This window comes from Burkholderia puraquae (genome assembly GCF_002099195.1).
GTDB classification, from domain to species: domain Bacteria; phylum Pseudomonadota; class Gammaproteobacteria; order Burkholderiales; family Burkholderiaceae; genus Burkholderia; species Burkholderia puraquae.
The window spans coordinates 37,492-52,757 of the sequence record NZ_NBYX01000035.1 but is presented as its reverse complement, the minus strand read 5'-3'; the positions used below and the strand labels follow the sequence as shown (position 1 = coordinate 52,757).

Below are 15,266 nucleotides of genomic sequence, written 5' to 3'. Positions count from 1 at the left end.
GCAGCTGGCCGCCCGACAACTGGCCCGGGAACTTGTGCGCATGCGCCTTCAGGCCGACGCGATCGAGCAGCTTCATGCCCTTGTCGTTCGCCTCGTCCTTGCCGCGGCCGAGCACCTTGACCTGCGCGAGCGTCAGGTTCTCGGTGATCGACAGGTGCGGGAACAGCTCGAAATGCTGGAACACCATCCCGACCTTCGAGCGCAGCTTCGACAGGTTCGTCTTCCTGTCGCCGAGCGACTGGCCGTTCACGAGGATCTCGCCCTGCTGGAACGGCTCGAGGCCGTTCACGGTCTTGATCAGCGTCGACTTGCCCGAGCCCGACGGGCCGCACACGACGACCACTTCGCCTTTCCTGACCTCGGTCGTGCAGTCGGCGAGGACCTGAAACTGCCCGTACCATTTCGAAACGTTGCTGATGGAAATCATGGAGGGTCCTGGATCGTAATGAGGCGCACGGTGCCGGTTCAGCGTGCCTTCGCGACGCGATAGCGGCGTTCGAGCACGCGGGCATACCACGTCAGCGGGAAGCACATCGCGAAGTAGAGCAGCGCGACCAGCGCGTAGATCGGAAACGGCTTGAAGACCGCGTTGGTGATGATGTTGCCCGTCTTGGTCAGCTCGGTCAGCCCGATGATCGACGTCAGCGCGGTGCTTTTCACCGCCTGCACGAGGAAGCCGACGGTCGGCGGCAGCGCGATCTTCCACGCCTGCGGCCACACCACGTAGCGCAATTGCTGGGCCCACGTCATGCCGAGGCTGGCCGCCGCGTTCCACTGGCCGCGCGGTACCGCGTCGACGCAGCCGCGCCAGATGTCGGCCAGATAGGCGCTTGCGTTCAGCGTCAGCACGACCGACGCGGCGACCCATGGCGTCACGTCGATGCCGACGAGCGGCAATCCGAAGAAGCCAAGGAACAGCTGCATCAGCAACGGCGTGCCCTGGAACAGTTCGACGTACAGGATCACGAAGCGGCGCAGCGCTGCCGACGCCGAGATCCGCATCGCCAGCAGCGCGAACCCGGCGACGCTGCCGCCGATGAACGTGATCAGCGACAGCAGCACGGTCCAGCGCGCGGCGAGCAGCAGGTTCCACGCAATATCCTGGAAGGTGAATTCGATCATCGTGCACGCTCCGTTGAAAGGCCGGCTTCAGGGGAACGGACGCGCCACGCGAGGCGGGCAACGCAGGTGCGCCGCGGTGCGGCGGCCGCGCCGTGCGGCGTGCGGCCGGAGAACAGCCGCCGGCCGACGCGATTGAGCAGCATGCGCAGCGCGATCGACAGCAGCAGGTAGATCGCGGTCACGACGATGTAGATCTCGAACGCACGGAAATTGCGCGACTGGATGAAGTTCGCCGCGTAGGTCAGGTCGGGCACCGAGATCTGCGACACGACGGCCGAACCGAGCATCACGATCAGCACCTGCCCGAGCAGCGCGGGGTACACGTTCGCGAGCGCCTGCGGCAGCACGACGTGACCGAATACCTGCCGGCCGTGCAGCCCGAGCGCGCGCGCCGCCTGCACTTGCCCGTGCGGCACCGATTCGATGCCGGCGCGCAGGATCTCGACCGCGTACGCGCCGAGGTTGACCGTCATCGCCAGCACGGCCGCCTGGGCTTCGTCGATGTGCACGCCGATCGCGGGCAGCCCGAAGAAGATGAAGAACAGCTGGACCAGGAACGGCGTATTGCGGATCAGCTCGACGTAAGCCGCGACGAGCGCGCGCGCCCAGCGCGGGCCGGCGAGCGCGAGCCACGCGCCGGCCGTGCCGATCAGGCCGCCCAGCACGGTGGCGGCCGCGGTGAGGCCGAGCGTCACGCCGATGCCGCGCGCGAGCATGCCGGCGTAGAGGCCGAAGCCGCTGAAGTCGAACACGTAGGTCATCGCGATGCCTTTCGTCGTGAGTGCGGGGCGGGCGCGGTGCGCATCACAGGTCGGCCGGCAGTGCCGCGTGCAGCCACTTCTGCGACAGCGTATTCAGCGTGCCGCTCTTCTTTGCGCCGGCGATTGCGTCGTTGACCTTCTGCATCAGGCGCGGCTCGTTCTTGTTCAGCCCGACGTGATCGGGCGAGCTGAACAGCGAGAACTTCTGCTCCGGATCGATCGACGGATGGCGGGCGATGATCGTCGCGCCGACGTCGTTGCCGACCACGAGCAATTGCGCCTGTCCCGACAGGAACGCCGCGATCGCGCCGTTTGGATCGTCGAAGCGCTTGATCGTCGCACTCGGCGGCGCAATCTTGCTGACGCTCAGGTCCTCGAGCGTGCCGCGCGCGACCGCGACCGACTTGCCGGCGAGATCGGCGTTGCCCTTCACGGCGAGCGACTTCGGGCCGAACACCGCGAGGTAGTACGGCGCATACGCGTTCGAGAAGTCGATCACCTTTGCGCGCTCCGGCGTCTGTCCGACCGACAGCAGCATGTCGGCCTTGCGGTCGGCGAGATAGGCCATCCGGTTGTCGCCGGTGACCTGCACGAGCTCGACTTTCGCGTTGAGCGCCCGGCCGATCAGGTTCGCCATGTCGATGTCGTAGCCTTGCGGCTTCATGTCGGGGCCGATCGAGCCGAACGGCGGGTAGTCCTCGAACACGCCGATGCGCACGACGCCCGATTTCGCAATCGTGTCGAGTGCATCGGCATGCGCGGGCGGCGCGAACGCGGCAAGGGCCGCGGTGCCGGCGCAGGCGCAGAGGAGGACGGTACGGGCGAGCAGGCGCTGCACGTGGCGGGTGGCGTGGGACGTTGCGTTCATGGTGAGATCCTCGTTGCTGCGCTGGAGAAAGGAACAGAGATCAGGCGCCGCGGGCGGCGATGAGCTTGCAGGCATGGGCGGGCAGTTCCGCGAGTACCGGCATGCCGATGTGGAGGTCGGGCGTCTCGCGCGGTGTCGTCGCGGCCGTCAGCGTGAAGCCCCGGCAGTCGATCGTCGCTTCGATCGACGCGCCGACGTCGCGCACGAACGTGATCGTGCCGGCCAGCGTATTCGGCGCCGCAGCCGGCTGGCCCGCCCGCACGCAGATGTCCTCGGGACGAATCAGCAGGCGCACGGCGGCGGTCGCGCGCGGCGTGTCCGGCGCACGCCGGATCGCGAGACGCTGCCCGCCCGGCAGGACGATCGCGTCGTCGCCGTCGCACGCGACCGGCAGGATGTTGCCGAGGCCGATGAAGTCGGCGACGAATTCGTTGACCGGGTCGCGATAGATGTCGAGCGGCCGGCCGACCTGCTGGATCCGGCCTTTTTCCATCACGACGATCTCGTCGGCCATCGTCATCGCTTCGCGCTGGTCGTGCGTGACCATGATCGTCGTGATGCCGAGCCGTTGCTGGAGCAGCCGGATCTCGACCTGCATCGCCTCGCGCAGCTTCGCGTCGAGTGCCGACAACGGCTCGTCGAGCAGCAGCAGGCGCGGCGACGACGCGATCGCGCGCGCAATCGCGACGCGCTGGCGCTGCCCGCCCGACAGTTGCGTGACGAGCCGGTCGGCCATGTGCGGCAACTGGATCAGCTCCAGCAGCTCGGCCACGCGTCGTGCCTGCGCGGCCTTGTCCATCTTGCGCAGCCGCAGCGGATACGCGATGTTCTGCGCGACCGTCATGTGCGGAAACAGCGCGAGCGACTGGAACACCATGCCGAAGTCGCGCCGGTTGGCGGGCACGTGCGTGAGGTCGCGGCCCGCGAACGTCAGCGTGCCGGAGGTCGGCGTTTCGAGGCCGGCGATGATGCGCATCAGCGTGGTCTTGCCGCAGCCGGACGGGCCGAGAAAGCAGACGAGCTTGCCGTCCGGTACCGACAGGTCGACGTGATCGACTGCATACGCGTGATGGAAGCGCTTCGTCACGTTCTGGAGGATGAGCTGGTTCATGAGGGTTCCTTGCACGGGCGAGGGCGAGGCGGCGCGCGTCAGAGCGCGACACCCTTGTCGCCGACGAGTTTTTCGAGCATCCAGATCAGTGCGAAGTCGATCGCGACCGTGAATACGGCGAAGCAGAACACGGTCGGGTCGAGCGACGAAACGGTGCGGCTGTAGAGCCAGACCGGCAGGGTCATCGTGTCGATGCTGTACAGGAAGAACGTCACCGTGAATTCGTTGAACGACACGATGAACGCGAACAGCATGCCGGCGAGGATGCCGGGCCGCATCAGCGGCAGCACGACGTCGACGAGCGCGCGGCGCGGGCTCGCGCCCATCACGCACGCGGCTTCCTCGAAGTCGGGGCCGATCGACGCGACCGAGGCCGCGCAATTCTTCACCGTGAACGGCAGCGTCAGGATCACGTGTGCGACGACGAGCCGCACGATGCCGAGTTCGACCGGCAGCGCGTTGAACACGATCAGCAGCGCGAGGCCGAGCATCACGAGCGGATAGACGATCGGCAACGCGACGAGCTGCTCGACGAGCGTCTTGCCGCGGAAGCGGCAGCGGGACAGCGCGTAAGCCGCGGGTACCGACACGGCGGTCGCGATCAGCATCGTCGCGACCGCGACGACGAGGCTCGTCGTCAGCGCGGCACCCATCGATTGCGCGCTGCCCGCATCGGACGACACGAACGTCTGCCAAGCCGCGCGATACCAGTGCAGGCTGAATTCGCGCGGCGGGAATTCGAGCGTGCCCGACGCGCCGAACGACATCGTGATCATCGTCACGATCGGCAGTGCGGCGGCGAACAGCACGAGCGTCGCGAGCGCGCCGGTCACACGCCCGAGGCGGCTGGGCATGGGTGCGCGCAGGAGCAGGGCATTCATCGGTTCACCTCGTCGGCACGTTGCAGGGTGCGCACGAGGCGCTGCGAAACCGCCATCACGACGAGTGTCGCGCCCATCAGCACGACGCCGGATGCCGAGGCGGCGGGCCAGTTGAGCAGCGGTGCGACCTGGTCGTGCACGAGCACCGCGAGCATCGGCACGCGCCGGCCGCCGAGCAGCAGCGGCACCGCGAACGCGCTGGCGTTGTACGCGAACACGAGCAGCGCGCCGGAGACGAGGCCGGGCATCGCGAGCGGCAACGTCACGTGCCGCAGCGTCTGCCATCGGCTCGCGCCGAGCGTTGCGGCAGCTTCGTCGTACGCGCGGGACACTGCGCGCAGCGCGCTCGACAGCGGCAGCACGGCGAGCGGGAACGCGGTCTGGATCAGTCCGAGCAGCACGCCGTGCTCGCGGTACAGCAACTGCAGTGGCCGCTCGATCACGCCGGTAGCCAGCAGCGCGCGGTTGAGCAGCCCGGCCGGGCCGAGCATCACGAGCCAGCCATAGCCTTGCAGCAGCAGGTTCACGAGCAGCGGCAACAGGACGCCGGCGAGCAGCAGCCGGCGCGCGAGCCGCGATTCGGTTCGCGCCATCGCGAGCGCCACCGGGATCGCGAGCAGCACCGCACACACCATGCTCTGGAACGCGAGGCGCAGCGTGAGCCACAGCGAATGCATGAAGTACGGATCCGCGAGGTCGACGTAGTTCTGCAGCGTGAAGGTCCGCCATTCGTCGCCCGACACGCCGACGCTCATTCGCAGCACCGTAAGCGTCGCGGCGGCGAGCACCGCGAGGAACGCGAGGATCGGCGCGAGCAGCAGCCAGGGCGGCACGCCGGCGACGGCCGGCCCTGCGTCGTGGGGGGAGGACAGGGAGGCCATGTCGTTACGCCGAGAAGAGGCCGGTGTAGCGCTTGATCCATGCCGGCTGGACGGCTGCGAGCGCCTTGTCGTCATGCAGCACGGCCTTCTCCGCGATCTGCTGCGGCGACGGCACGAACGCGCGGCTTGCCGCGGGAATCACGGCCTTGCCGTTCACGGGGCCGTTCAGGACGTCGGCCGCCATCCGGCCCTGTACGCCCGCATCGAGCGAATGATTGATGAACGCGTGGATCAGGTCGAGGTCGCCCGGGTGCGCCTTCGGAATCACGGTGAACATCAGCTGCGTCGCGAAGCCTTCCTTCATCCCGTACGTCACGCCCATCTTGTAGTCGGGCTTGCGGATCTGGTCGGGGAAGAACGCGGGCGAATAGATGCCGCCGATGTCGAGCGAGCCCGTGCGGAACAGGTCGGCGATCTGGTTGGGGTTCTCGCCGAGGGTCATCACGCGCTCCTTCAACTGCGCGAGCTTCCTGAATCCCGGATCGATGTTCTGCTGCGAACCGCCGGCCAGCTTCGCCGCGATGATCGCGAGATCGACCGCTTCGGCCCACTCGGGCGGCGGCAGGAACAGGCGGCCCGCATACTTCGGATCCCACAGGGCCTCGTAGCTCGACGGTGCGCTCTTCACGGTCGCCGTGTTGTAGATCAGCCCGTCCGACCACAGCAGGTAGCCGATGCCGAAGCCGTTCGCGCCGGTGCGGTATTGCGGCGCGACGTCCTTCAGGTTCGGCAGCCGGTTCAGGTCCGGCTTCGCGAGCAGGCCCGCGTCCGCGAGGCCGGCCGCGCCGACGCCGGCGAGCGTGATGACGTCGTAGGTCGGCCGCTCGCCTGCGGCCTTGACCTTCGCGACCATCCCCGACGTGCCGTCCGCGCGATCGGCGATCACGCGTGCGCCGGTCTGCTTGCTGAAGCTTTCCGCGATGTTGCGCAGCGCGGCCGCGCCGGTATCGTCGGACCACGTGAGCAGGCGCAGCGTCTTGCCCGCGAAGCTGCTCGACTGTGCCTTCGCAGTACTGATGAATGGCATCGGAAGGGCGGATGCAGCGAGCGCCGTGCCGAGGGTCTTGATCACCTGCCTTCTGCCCGCCTTGAAGTGTTGCATGGCCGTCTCCTGATGAACGATGCCGTGTGGTCCGATGCCGGCGCCGAACGGCGGCGCGGGGTGTGGATGAACTGTAGGGAGGTCAAATTTCCGCAACAAACGAAATATCCGCATGCGCGGCATGACATAAACGCATGGGGCGGCGGCGTCAGCCGGCCGGCATCATGACCTGTTTGATCTCCTGGAAGGCGGCGAGCCCGAACGGGCCGAGCTCGCGTCCGATGCTGCTGCGCTTGTAGCCGCCCCATGAGGTTTGCGGATAGATCAGCTGCGGCGTGTTGATCCACACGACGCCCGCCTCGAGCGCGGCGGCAACCCGCTTGGCGCGTGCCGCGTCGCGCGTGACGACGGTTGCGACGAGCCCGTACTCGGTATCGTTGGCGGCCGCGATCGCATCGTCCTCGGTGTCGAATGCGCGGACGCACAGCACCGGTCCGAATATTTCTTCACACCATAGCGCGCTGTCGGCCGGCACGTCGGCGAACAGCGTGGGGCGGATGAAGTAGCCGGGGCCGTCGAGCGCGTTGCCGCCCGTCACGAGCCGCGCGCCGTCGGCCTCGCCTTGCGCGATGTGGTGCTTCACGCGTTCGTATTGCACGCGATTCGTCAGCGGGCCCATCTGCACGCCGGGGGCGAACGGCGGACCGACGACGGTCGCGTCGATTCGCCGCGCGAGGCGCGCGATCAGGTCGTCGGCAAGCGGCGCGGCGACGAGCACGCGCGAGGTTGCCGAACACATCTGGCCGGCGTTGAACAGGCCGCCGCCCGCGACGAGCTCGACGGCCTGATCGAGGTCGGCGTCGTCGAACACGACGATCGACGACTTGCCGCCGAGTTCGAGGCCGACGCCCTTGATCGTGTCCGCGGCCGTCTTCATGACCTGCGCACCGACTGCGGTGCTGCCGGTAAACGACACCTTCGCGACGAGCGGGTGCGCGCACATTCGGGCGCCGACGTCGTGGCCGGTGCCGGTCACGACGTTCAGCACACCGGGCGGCAGGCCCGCTTCGGCAGTGATCGCGGCGAGTTCGAGCTCGGGCAGCGGCGTGATCTCGGACGGCTTCAGCACGACGGTGCAGCCGGCCGCGAGTGCGGGCGCGAGCTTCCACGCGGTCGTCACCATCGGGAAATTCCACGGCACGATCAGCGCGGCGACGCCGGCCGGTTCGCGCCGGAGCCACGCGCGATGGTCGCCGCCGGGCAGCGCGATCTCGGTTTCGCCGTCCGTGTCGAGACGATCCGCGAGGCTCGCGTAGTAGTCGAAGGTGGCGATCACGTCTGCGACGTCGATCTCGGCTTCGGCAAACGGCTTGCCGTTGTTGAGCGACTGCAGTGTGGCGAGCCGCGTGCGACGTGCGTCGACGCCGCGCGCGATCGCCCGGAGCAGGGCCGCGCGCGTGGCGCCCGTCGTGCGCTTCCAGGCGGCAAACGCGTGCGACGCGGCTTGCACGGCGCGCTCGATGTCTGCCGCGCCGCCTGCACTGACGTTGGCGAGCACGGCTTCCGTCGACGGATCGACGACGGGCAGCGTCGCGCCGTCGACGCTTGCGCGCCACGTGCCGTCGATGAAGTGGCGCGTGTGCAGCGGCGGATCGAAGGCGGGATCGGGTGTCGTGCTCATCGCTGCACCTGACCGAACCAGGTTGCCTCGTCGATCTCGATCACGGTCGGAATCGCGCGCGCCGCGGCGTCGCGCAGCGCGGCCGCCAGCGCGCCGGGTGTCGCGGCCGCGTGCGCCGCACAGCCGAAGCCGCGTGCGAGCGCCTGGAAATCGGGTGTGTACGGATCGACACCGATCGGCGTGATGTCGCGCGCAACCATGTATTTGCGAATCTCGCCGTAGCCGCGGTTGTTCCAGACGATCACGATCACCGGCAGGCGGGCCTCGACCGCGCTCGCGAGCTCCGGCAACGTGAACTGCAGGCCGCCGTCGCCGATCAGGCACACGACCGGGCGCGCGGGCGCGGCGAGCTTGGCACCGATCGCGGCGGGCAGCCCGTAGCCGAGCGTGCCGTAGCCGGTCGACGAGTTGAACCAGCTGCGGGGTGCCGGCGCATCGTGGGTGAAATTGCCGACGTAGACGGGGCTCGTCGAATCGCCGGCAATGACCGCACCGGGCAGCGTTGCGACGATCGTATCGATCAGCAGTGCCTGCGAGCGCGCGGCGCCGTCATGGCCGGCTGCGATCGCGGCGCGCACGGCGGCCACCCGCAGCGCACCCCAGCCGGCGTCGGGTGTCGGTGCCGGCGTTTCGTGCAGGCGGGTCGACAACGCACCGAGCGCCAGCCGCGCATCCCCGGCGATGGCGATCTCGGCGCGGGCGTTGCGCATCAGCTGTTGCGCGTCGATGTCGATGCGGATCAGCCGGCCGTCGATCGCGAAGCCGCCGTCGAACGTGACGTCGTAATCGGTCTCGCCCAGCTCGGTGCCGACGGCGAGCACCACGTCGGCTTCGCGGATCGCCGCACGGGTGGCCGGCAACGACTGGGTCGAGCCGATGAGCAACGGGTGGCCGGCCGGCAGCAGCCCCTTCGCGTTGATCGTCAGCGCGACAGGCGCGTGCAGGCGTTCGGCGAGTTCGCGCAATTCCGCGGCTGCATGGATGGCGCCGCCGCCCGCCAGGATCAGCGGCCGGCGCGCGTGCGCGAGCAGGTCGGCGGCCGCCGCGAGCGCGTTCGCATCCGGCGCGGGGCGCGCAGGCGGTGCGGGCGGGGTGTCGGGCAGCGGGGGCGCCGGCATCACGATCACGTCGAGCGGAATCTCGATATGCACGGGCCGCGGCCGCGCGCTGGCGAAGATCGCGAATGCACGCGCGAGAACCTGCGGCAGGTCGGCCGCGTCGAGCAGCGTGTGCGAGAACGCGGTGAGTCCCGCGAATACGTCGCGCTGCGACGGCAGCTCGTGCAGGCGGCCGTCGCCGCTGCCGAGCTCGCGTCGCGCGTTGACGCTCGAGATCACCAGCATCGGGATCGAGTCCGCATAGGCCTGTGCCATCGCGGTCGCGATATTGGTCATCCCCGGCCCGGTGATGATGAAGCAGACGCCCGGCCGGCCCGTGACGCGCGCATAGCCGTCGGCCATGAAGCCGGCGCCCTGTTCGTGGCGCGGCGTCACATGGCGGATCGACGATGCGGCGAGGCCGCGATAGAGCTCGACGGTATGCACGCCGGGAATGCCGAACACGCATTCGACACCGTGGCGTTCGAGGAGGTCGACGAGCGCTTCGCCGCAGGTGCGGGGGCGGGCCTGGCAGGGGGCCGCCGCGGCCTTGCGGGCCCCGGCGATGGAGGAGACGGTGGCGGGATGGTTCATGGATCGAGGTGTGCCGATTGGGTGGGTGAGTGGCCCGTACCGCAAACGAGGGGGCATGACGCGGATTGTCGGCGTCGATCCGGGGGGCCAACAATCGATTAGTTTTCATGCGCGGCATGCGCGCCGTGCATGGCGGCGTCGATGCGCGGCGACGCGGCCGCCGGTCTTCGTGCAAGGCGGTTCGACATGCGCGCCTTCGCGCGCCGAGTGACCGACCCCAGTGGTCGTATTCAAAATTTGTCTAGTCATCCTTGCGATTGAACCGGCCGGATTGCACCAAATCCGTGCCGGAATTCCCCTCGACGACGCACGCCGGAAGCCTGAAATTAGGGGATTTCCCGCGTTTCCGCGGTTTTTTTTGATCGCTGCTTGTCTCACTGTTTTTCTTCTTGCATGCTTGTATAGACAAATTCCTGAGGCGGCTTGCTGCACCGAAGGGATGGCGAACTTCAACGCAAGGAGAAATCTCGTGAACGGCAAGCGCATCAACTGGGCAATCAGGACGATCGGCGTCATCGCGGCTGCGGCGGCAACGCTCGCCGCACCGGTGCAGGCAAAGGAATGGAAGACGGTGACGGTCGCGCTCGAAGGCGGCTACGCGCCGTGGAACCTCACGCTGCCGGGCGGCAAGCTCGGCGGCTTCGAGCCGGAGCTGCTCGCCAACGTGTGCGAACGCATCAAGGTGCAATGCAACATGGTCGCGCAGGACTGGGACGGCATGATCCCGGGTCTCCAGGCCGGCAAGTTCGATATCCTGATGGATGCGATCTCGATCACGCCGGAGCGCGAGAAGATCCTGCTGTTCTCGCGCCCGTACGCGGCCACGCCGGCGACCTTCGCCGTCACCGATACCAAGATCCTGCCGAAGGCGGCACCCGGCGCGCCGATCGTCAAGCTGACCGGCGACGCGAATGCCGACAAGCCCACCGTCGACACCCTGCGCAAGCAGCTGAAGGGCAAGACGATCGGGATCCAGTCGGGCACCGTCTATACGAAGTTCATCAACGACAGCTTCAAGGACATCGCGTCGATCCGCGTGTACAAGACCTCGCCGGAGCGCGATCTCGACCTCGTCGCGGGCCGCATCGATGCGTCGTTCGACGACGTCACGTACTACGCGGCGAACAACGCGAAGAAGGACAACGCGTCGATCGTGCTCGCCGGCCCGAAGCTCGGCGGCCCGATCTGGGGCCCGGGCGAAGGGCTCGCGTTCCGCAAGCAGGATGCCGACCTGAAGACGAAGTTCGACACGGCGATCGGTGCCGCGCTCGCGGACGGCACCGTGAAGAAGCTCGCCGACAAGTGGTTCAAGACCGACGTCACGCCGTAAGCGCATAGCCGGCTGCCGCCGCGTAAGCGGCTCGCGCAACGCGCGGCGGCACGCATCCTGCGGATTCATTCAACGCTTGCCGGGAGGCACGCATGGCGATTCTTGAAATGCTCGGCTTCGGAACCGAGGGCTGGGGCGGCGTGCTGTTGGTCGCCGCACTGATGACGGTCGCGCTGACGCTCGCCGCGCTCGCGGTCGGCGCCGTGATCGGCGCGGCAATCGCGGCGGCGAAGCTGTCGCGCCACCGCAGCGCCCGCCTGCTCGGCGACCTGTACACGACGGTGTTTCGCGGCGTGCCCGAACTGCTCGTCATCTACCTGTTCTACTTCGGCGGCTCGACGCTCGTCACGGCCGTCGGCCAGTGGTTCGGCGCGGAAGGCTTCATCGGCGTGCCGCCGTTCGTGATCGGCGCACTCGCCGTCGGGATGATCTCGGGCGCCTACCAGGCCGAGGTGTATCGCGCGGCGGTGCTCGCGGTATCGAAGGGCGAGCTCGAAGCGGCACGCTCGATCGGCATGCCGCGCAGCATGGTCCTGCGCCGCATCCTGATCCCGCAGGTGCTGCGTTTCGCGCTGCCCGGCATCGGCAACGTATGGCAACTGAGCCTGAAGGATTCGGCGCTGATCTCGGTCACGGGGCTCGCCGAGTTGCTGCGCACGAGCCAGATCGCCGCGAACTCGACGCACCAGTACTTCGTGTTCTTCGTCGCGGGCGGCGCGCTCTACCTGGTCATGACGGGCCTGTCGAACCGCGTGTTCAACCGGGCCGAAGCGATTGTCGGCCGCTCGTTCCGCCGCAATTTCGCGCGCAACTGACGGAGAGCACGCATGTCATTCGATTTCGACTTCCTCCTCGACACGCTGCGCCAGCTGCTCGCGGCCGTACCGACCACGCTGGGCCTGTTCTTCGCGTCGCTCGTGCTCGGCGGCCTGCTGTCGCTCGTGATCGTCACGATGCGCGTGTCGCCGCACTGGCTGCCGAACCGCTTCGCGCGGGCTTACATCCTGGTGTTTCGCGGCTCGCCGCTGCTGATCCAGATGTTCCTCGTGTATTACGGGCTCGGCCAGTTCGGCGTGATCCGCGAAAGCTTCGTATGGCCGCTGCTGCGCGAGCCGTATGTGTGCGCGGTGCTGTCGCTCGCGCTGTGCACGGCAGGCTACACGGCCGAGATCTTGCGTGGCGGGCTGATGGCCGTACCGGTCGGGCAGATCGAGGCCGGTTATTCGATCGGCCTGTCGGGCTTCGCGCTGCTGCGCCGCGTGATCGGCCCGATCGCATTGCGCCAGTGCCTGCCCGCGTATTCGACCGAAGCCGTGCTGCTCGTGAAGTCGACCGCGCTCGCCAGCCTCGTGACCGTGTGGGAAGTGACGGGCGTCGCGCAGCAGATCATCCAGCAGACCTACCGCACGACCGAGGTGTTCGTGTGCGCGGCCCTCATCTACCTGGGCCTGAACTTCATCGTCGTGCGCCTGCTCGGCGCGCTCGAATGGCGGCTGTCGGGCCACCTGCGTGCGCCGAAGCCATCCGGTGCACCCGCCGCGGCGACCCGCAATCCCCGGCGCGTTGCGCCCTGAGCGCCCCCGTCCTTTTCCGGAGAATCCGATGAACACCGCTGCTCCCGTTGCGCTGTCGGTCAAGAACATCCACAAGTCGTTCGGCGATCACCACGTGCTGAAGGGCATCTCGCTCGACGCGCACGAAGGCGACGTCATCTCGATCCTCGGCGCGAGCGGCTCGGGCAAGAGCACCTTCCTGCGCTGCCTGAACCTGCTCGAGACGCCCGACGACGGTTCCGTCGCGCTTGCCGGCGAGGAGCTGAAGATGAAGCGCGCACGCGACGGCAGGCTGCAGCCGGGCGACCGGCGGCAGGTCGATCGCATCCGCTCGCAGCTCGGCATGGTGTTCCAGAACTTCAACCTGTGGTCGCACATGACCGTGCTCGACAATCTCGTCGAAGGGCCGCTGCGCGTGCTCAAGCGCAGCCGCGCGGAAGCGGTCGAGGAAGCCGAGGCGCTGCTCGCGCGTGTCGGCCTCGCGGACAAGCGCGGCTACTATCCGGCGCACCTGTCGGGCGGCCAGCAGCAGCGCGTCGCGATCGCGCGGGCGCTCGCGATGCATCCGAAGGTGATGCTGTTCGACGAACCGACGTCGGCGCTCGATCCGGAGCTGGTCGGCGAAGTGCTGCGCGTGATGCGCTCGCTCGCGGAGGAAGGGCGCACCATGCTGGTCGTCACGCACGAAATGGGCTTCGCGCGGCACGTGTCGAATCGCGTGATGTTCCTGCATCAGGGCGAGGTCGATTCGGACGGGACGCCCGACGCTCTGTTCGGCGGCCAGTGTTCCGAGCGCTTTCGCCAGTTCGTGTCGAGCCATCACGACCGCGCCGCGAACTGAGGACGTCATGACCGTATTCCGTTCTGCACGGCCGCTCGACTGGCGGCAGATTGCGGCCGTCGCGGCCGGCGAACCGCTGGGGTTGACCGACGATGCGCGCGGGCGGATCGCCGCGGCGCGCGGGCTCGTCGACGAGATCGTCGCGCGCGGGATTCGCGCGTACGGCGTCAATACCGGCGTCGGCGCGCTGTGCGACGTGATCGTGTCGCCGGCCCAGCAGAGCACGCTGTCGCGCAACATCCTGATGAGCCACGCGGTCGGCGTCGGCATGCCGCTCGGCGCAGCCGAAACGCGCGCGATCATCGCGGCCGCGATCAACAATTTTGCGCACGGGCATTCGGGCGTGCACGCCGATGTCGTCGAACAGCTCGTCGCGCTGCTCGACCACGATTGCCTGCCGGAGGTGCCGGCGCACGGTTCGGTCGGCTACCTGACCCACATGGCGCACGTCGCGCTCGTGTGCATCGGGCAGGGTCATGCGCGCCATCGCGGCGAGCGCATGCGCGGCGACGACGCACTGCGCCGCATCGGCCGCGAACCGCTCGCGCTCGGGGCGAAAGAAGGCCTGAGCCTCGTCAACGGCACGCCGTGCGTGACGGGGCTGGCCGCGCTCGCGCTGGCTCGCGCGGAGCGCCTGCTCGACTGGGCCGACTGGATCGCGGCGGCGAGCTTCGAAAATCTCGGCGGTCAGCTCGCCGCGTTCGACCCGGCGTCGCTCGCGCTGCGGATCTCGCCCGGCATCGGGCACGTCGGCGCACGCCTGCGGGCGATGCTCGCCGACAGCCCGATGCTCGCGGCGGCGAGCGGGCGGCATACGCAGGATCCGCTCAGCCTGCGCACGATCCCGCACGTGCACGGCGCGGCGCGCGACGTGTTCGCGGTGACGGCGGAAGTCGTCGACCGCGAACTCGCGTCCGTCACCGACAATCCGATCGTCGCCGGTACGCGCGACGCACCGGTCGTGCATTCGCAGGCCCATGCGGTCGGCGCGGGCATCGCGCTGTCGATGGACAGCCTCGCGGCCGCGATGGCGCAGGTGGCGGCCATCGCGGAGCGGCGTCTGGACCGACTCGTCAATCCGCTCGTGAGCGGGTTGCCGGCGTTTCTCGCGGCGCCCGGCGGCACCTGTTCGGGCTTCATGATCGCGCAGTACACGGCGGTCGCGCTCGTCGCGCAGAATCAGCGACTCGCGGCGCCGGCGAGCCTCGACGGCGGCATCACGTCGGGGCTGCAGGAAGATCATCTGTGCCACGCGACGCCTGCCGCGCTGAAGGCGCTCGACATCATCGAGAATACGACGCGCGTGCTCGCGATCGAGCTGCTGGCCGCCGCGCAGGCCTACGATTTGCAGGCGAGCGGAGCGGCGCGTGCCGCGTCGACCGATGCGCTGTGGCGACAGGTGCGCGAACGCGTGCCCGCGTATCACGACGACCGGCCGCTTGCCGACGACATCGCGATCGCGGCCGGGATCGTCGCGGGCGCGCCGCCGTCGGTGCTGTAGCGG

The 15,266-nt window shown here is 68.5% G+C and carries 15 protein-coding genes; 5 read left to right on the top strand and 10 right to left on the bottom strand.

Annotated features, from left to right (window positions below):
• From B7G54_RS35780 to B7G54_RS35735, 10 genes are all read right to left on the bottom strand, one after another.
• Nucleotides 1-427: amino acid ABC transporter ATP-binding protein (locus B7G54_RS35780; RefSeq protein ID WP_133059259.1), on the bottom strand; the 427-nt coding region annotated here is incomplete at its 3' end.
• A 38-nt stretch (nucleotides 428-465) separates the two neighbouring features.
• Nucleotides 466-1,122: an amino acid ABC transporter permease gene (locus B7G54_RS35775; RefSeq protein ID WP_085043396.1), complete on the bottom strand. Its 657-nt coding sequence runs from the start codon at nucleotides 1,120-1,122 to the stop codon at nucleotides 466-468.
• A complete protein-coding gene (locus B7G54_RS35770; protein ID WP_085043395.1) occupies nucleotides 1,119-1,883 on the bottom strand; it encodes an amino acid ABC transporter permease in 765 nt (254 codons plus the stop codon). Before B7G54_RS35770 ends, B7G54_RS35775 begins: the two co-directional genes overlap by 4 nt.
• A 43-nt stretch (nucleotides 1,884-1,926) precedes the next feature.
• On the bottom strand, nucleotides 1,927-2,751 hold the full coding sequence (locus B7G54_RS35765; protein WP_085043394.1) for a transporter substrate-binding domain-containing protein: 825 nt from the start codon (nucleotides 2,749-2,751) through the stop codon (nucleotides 1,927-1,929).
• Between the two features lie 40 nt (nucleotides 2,752-2,791).
• Nucleotides 2,792-3,862, bottom strand: coding sequence for an ABC transporter ATP-binding protein (locus tag B7G54_RS35760; protein ID WP_085043393.1), 1,071 nt, complete (start codon nucleotides 3,860-3,862; stop codon nucleotides 2,792-2,794).
• A gap of 38 nt (nucleotides 3,863-3,900) precedes the next feature.
• Nucleotides 3,901-4,743 carry an ABC transporter permease gene (locus B7G54_RS35755; protein ID WP_085043392.1) on the bottom strand — a complete coding sequence of 281 codons (843 nt, stop codon included), beginning with the start codon at nucleotides 4,741-4,743 and terminating at the stop codon, nucleotides 3,901-3,903.
• Nucleotides 4,740-5,624 carry an ABC transporter permease gene (locus tag B7G54_RS35750; RefSeq protein ID WP_244289484.1) on the bottom strand — a complete coding sequence of 295 codons (885 nt, stop codon included), beginning with the start codon at nucleotides 5,622-5,624 and terminating at the stop codon, nucleotides 4,740-4,742. The genes B7G54_RS35755 and B7G54_RS35750 overlap by 4 nt, the downstream gene beginning before the upstream one ends.
• A 4-nt stretch (nucleotides 5,625-5,628) precedes the next feature.
• On the bottom strand, nucleotides 5,629-6,726 hold the full coding sequence (locus B7G54_RS35745) for an ABC transporter substrate-binding protein (protein ID WP_085043390.1): 1,098 nt from the start codon (nucleotides 6,724-6,726) through the stop codon (nucleotides 5,629-5,631).
• Nucleotides 6,727-6,874: 148 nt separating this feature from the next.
• Nucleotides 6,875-8,347: an aldehyde dehydrogenase family protein gene (locus tag B7G54_RS35740; protein ID WP_085043389.1), complete on the bottom strand. Its 1,473-nt coding sequence runs from the start codon at nucleotides 8,345-8,347 to the stop codon at nucleotides 6,875-6,877.
• Nucleotides 8,344-10,038: a 5-guanidino-2-oxopentanoate decarboxylase gene (locus tag B7G54_RS35735; protein WP_085043388.1), complete on the bottom strand. Its 1,695-nt coding sequence runs from the start codon at nucleotides 10,036-10,038 to the stop codon at nucleotides 8,344-8,346. Before B7G54_RS35735 ends, B7G54_RS35740 begins: the two co-directional genes overlap by 4 nt.
• Before the next feature lie 469 nt (nucleotides 10,039-10,507).
• Here B7G54_RS35735 and B7G54_RS35730 point away from each other — a divergent pair, with 469 nt between their 5' ends.
• From B7G54_RS35730 to B7G54_RS35710, 5 genes are all read left to right on the top strand, one after another.
• Nucleotides 10,508-11,368, top strand: coding sequence for a transporter substrate-binding domain-containing protein (locus B7G54_RS35730; protein WP_085043400.1), 861 nt, complete (start codon nucleotides 10,508-10,510; stop codon nucleotides 11,366-11,368).
• Nucleotides 11,369-11,460: 92 nt separating this feature from the next.
• A complete protein-coding gene (locus tag B7G54_RS35725) occupies nucleotides 11,461-12,183 on the top strand; it encodes an ABC transporter permease (RefSeq protein WP_085043387.1) in 723 nt (240 codons plus the stop codon).
• Between the two features lie 12 nt (nucleotides 12,184-12,195).
• On the top strand, nucleotides 12,196-12,942 hold the full coding sequence (locus tag B7G54_RS35720; protein WP_085043386.1) for an ABC transporter permease: 747 nt from the start codon (nucleotides 12,196-12,198) through the stop codon (nucleotides 12,940-12,942).
• A 28-nt stretch (nucleotides 12,943-12,970) separates the two neighbouring features.
• Nucleotides 12,971-13,762 carry an ABC transporter ATP-binding protein gene (locus B7G54_RS35715; RefSeq protein WP_085043385.1) on the top strand — a complete coding sequence of 264 codons (792 nt, stop codon included), beginning with the start codon at nucleotides 12,971-12,973 and terminating at the stop codon, nucleotides 13,760-13,762.
• Nucleotides 13,763-13,769: 7 nt separating this feature from the next.
• On the top strand, nucleotides 13,770-15,263 hold the full coding sequence (locus B7G54_RS35710; protein ID WP_085043384.1) for an HAL/PAL/TAL family ammonia-lyase: 1,494 nt from the start codon (nucleotides 13,770-13,772) through the stop codon (nucleotides 15,261-15,263).
• Nucleotides 15,264-15,266 lie beyond the last annotated feature (3 nt).

Excerpts from the sequence above, each read along its gene's own strand:
- B7G54_RS35745 (WP_085043390.1), bottom strand. The coding sequence starts at position 6,726 with ATGCAACACTTCAAGGCGGGCAGAAGGCAGGTGATCAAGACCCTCGGC.
- B7G54_RS35760 (WP_085043393.1), bottom strand. The coding sequence starts at position 3,862 with ATGAACCAGCTCATCCTCCAGAACGTGACGAAGCGCTTCCATCACGCG.
- B7G54_RS35755 (WP_085043392.1), bottom strand. The coding sequence starts at position 4,743 with ATGAATGCCCTGCTCCTGCGCGCACCCATGCCCAGCCGCCTCGGGCGT.
- B7G54_RS35725 (WP_085043387.1), top strand. The coding sequence starts at position 11,461 with ATGGCGATTCTTGAAATGCTCGGCTTCGGAACCGAGGGCTGGGGCGGC.
- B7G54_RS35770 (WP_085043395.1), bottom strand. The coding sequence starts at position 1,883 with ATGACCTACGTGTTCGACTTCAGCGGCTTCGGCCTCTACGCCGGCATG.
- B7G54_RS35710 (WP_085043384.1), top strand. The coding sequence starts at position 13,770 with ATGACCGTATTCCGTTCTGCACGGCCGCTCGACTGGCGGCAGATTGCG.
- B7G54_RS35735 (WP_085043388.1), bottom strand. The coding sequence starts at position 10,038 with ATGAACCATCCCGCCACCGTCTCCTCCATCGCCGGGGCCCGCAAGGCC.
- B7G54_RS35720 (WP_085043386.1), top strand. The coding sequence starts at position 12,196 with ATGTCATTCGATTTCGACTTCCTCCTCGACACGCTGCGCCAGCTGCTC.
- B7G54_RS35740 (WP_085043389.1), bottom strand. The coding sequence starts at position 8,347 with ATGAGCACGACACCCGATCCCGCCTTCGATCCGCCGCTGCACACGCGC.
- B7G54_RS35775 (WP_085043396.1), bottom strand. The coding sequence starts at position 1,122 with ATGATCGAATTCACCTTCCAGGATATTGCGTGGAACCTGCTGCTCGCC.
- B7G54_RS35715 (WP_085043385.1), top strand. The coding sequence starts at position 12,971 with ATGAACACCGCTGCTCCCGTTGCGCTGTCGGTCAAGAACATCCACAAG.
- B7G54_RS35750 (WP_244289484.1), bottom strand. The coding sequence starts at position 5,624 with ATGGCCTCCCTGTCCTCCCCCCACGACGCAGGGCCGGCCGTCGCCGGC.
- B7G54_RS35765 (WP_085043394.1), bottom strand. The coding sequence starts at position 2,751 with ATGAACGCAACGTCCCACGCCACCCGCCACGTGCAGCGCCTGCTCGCC.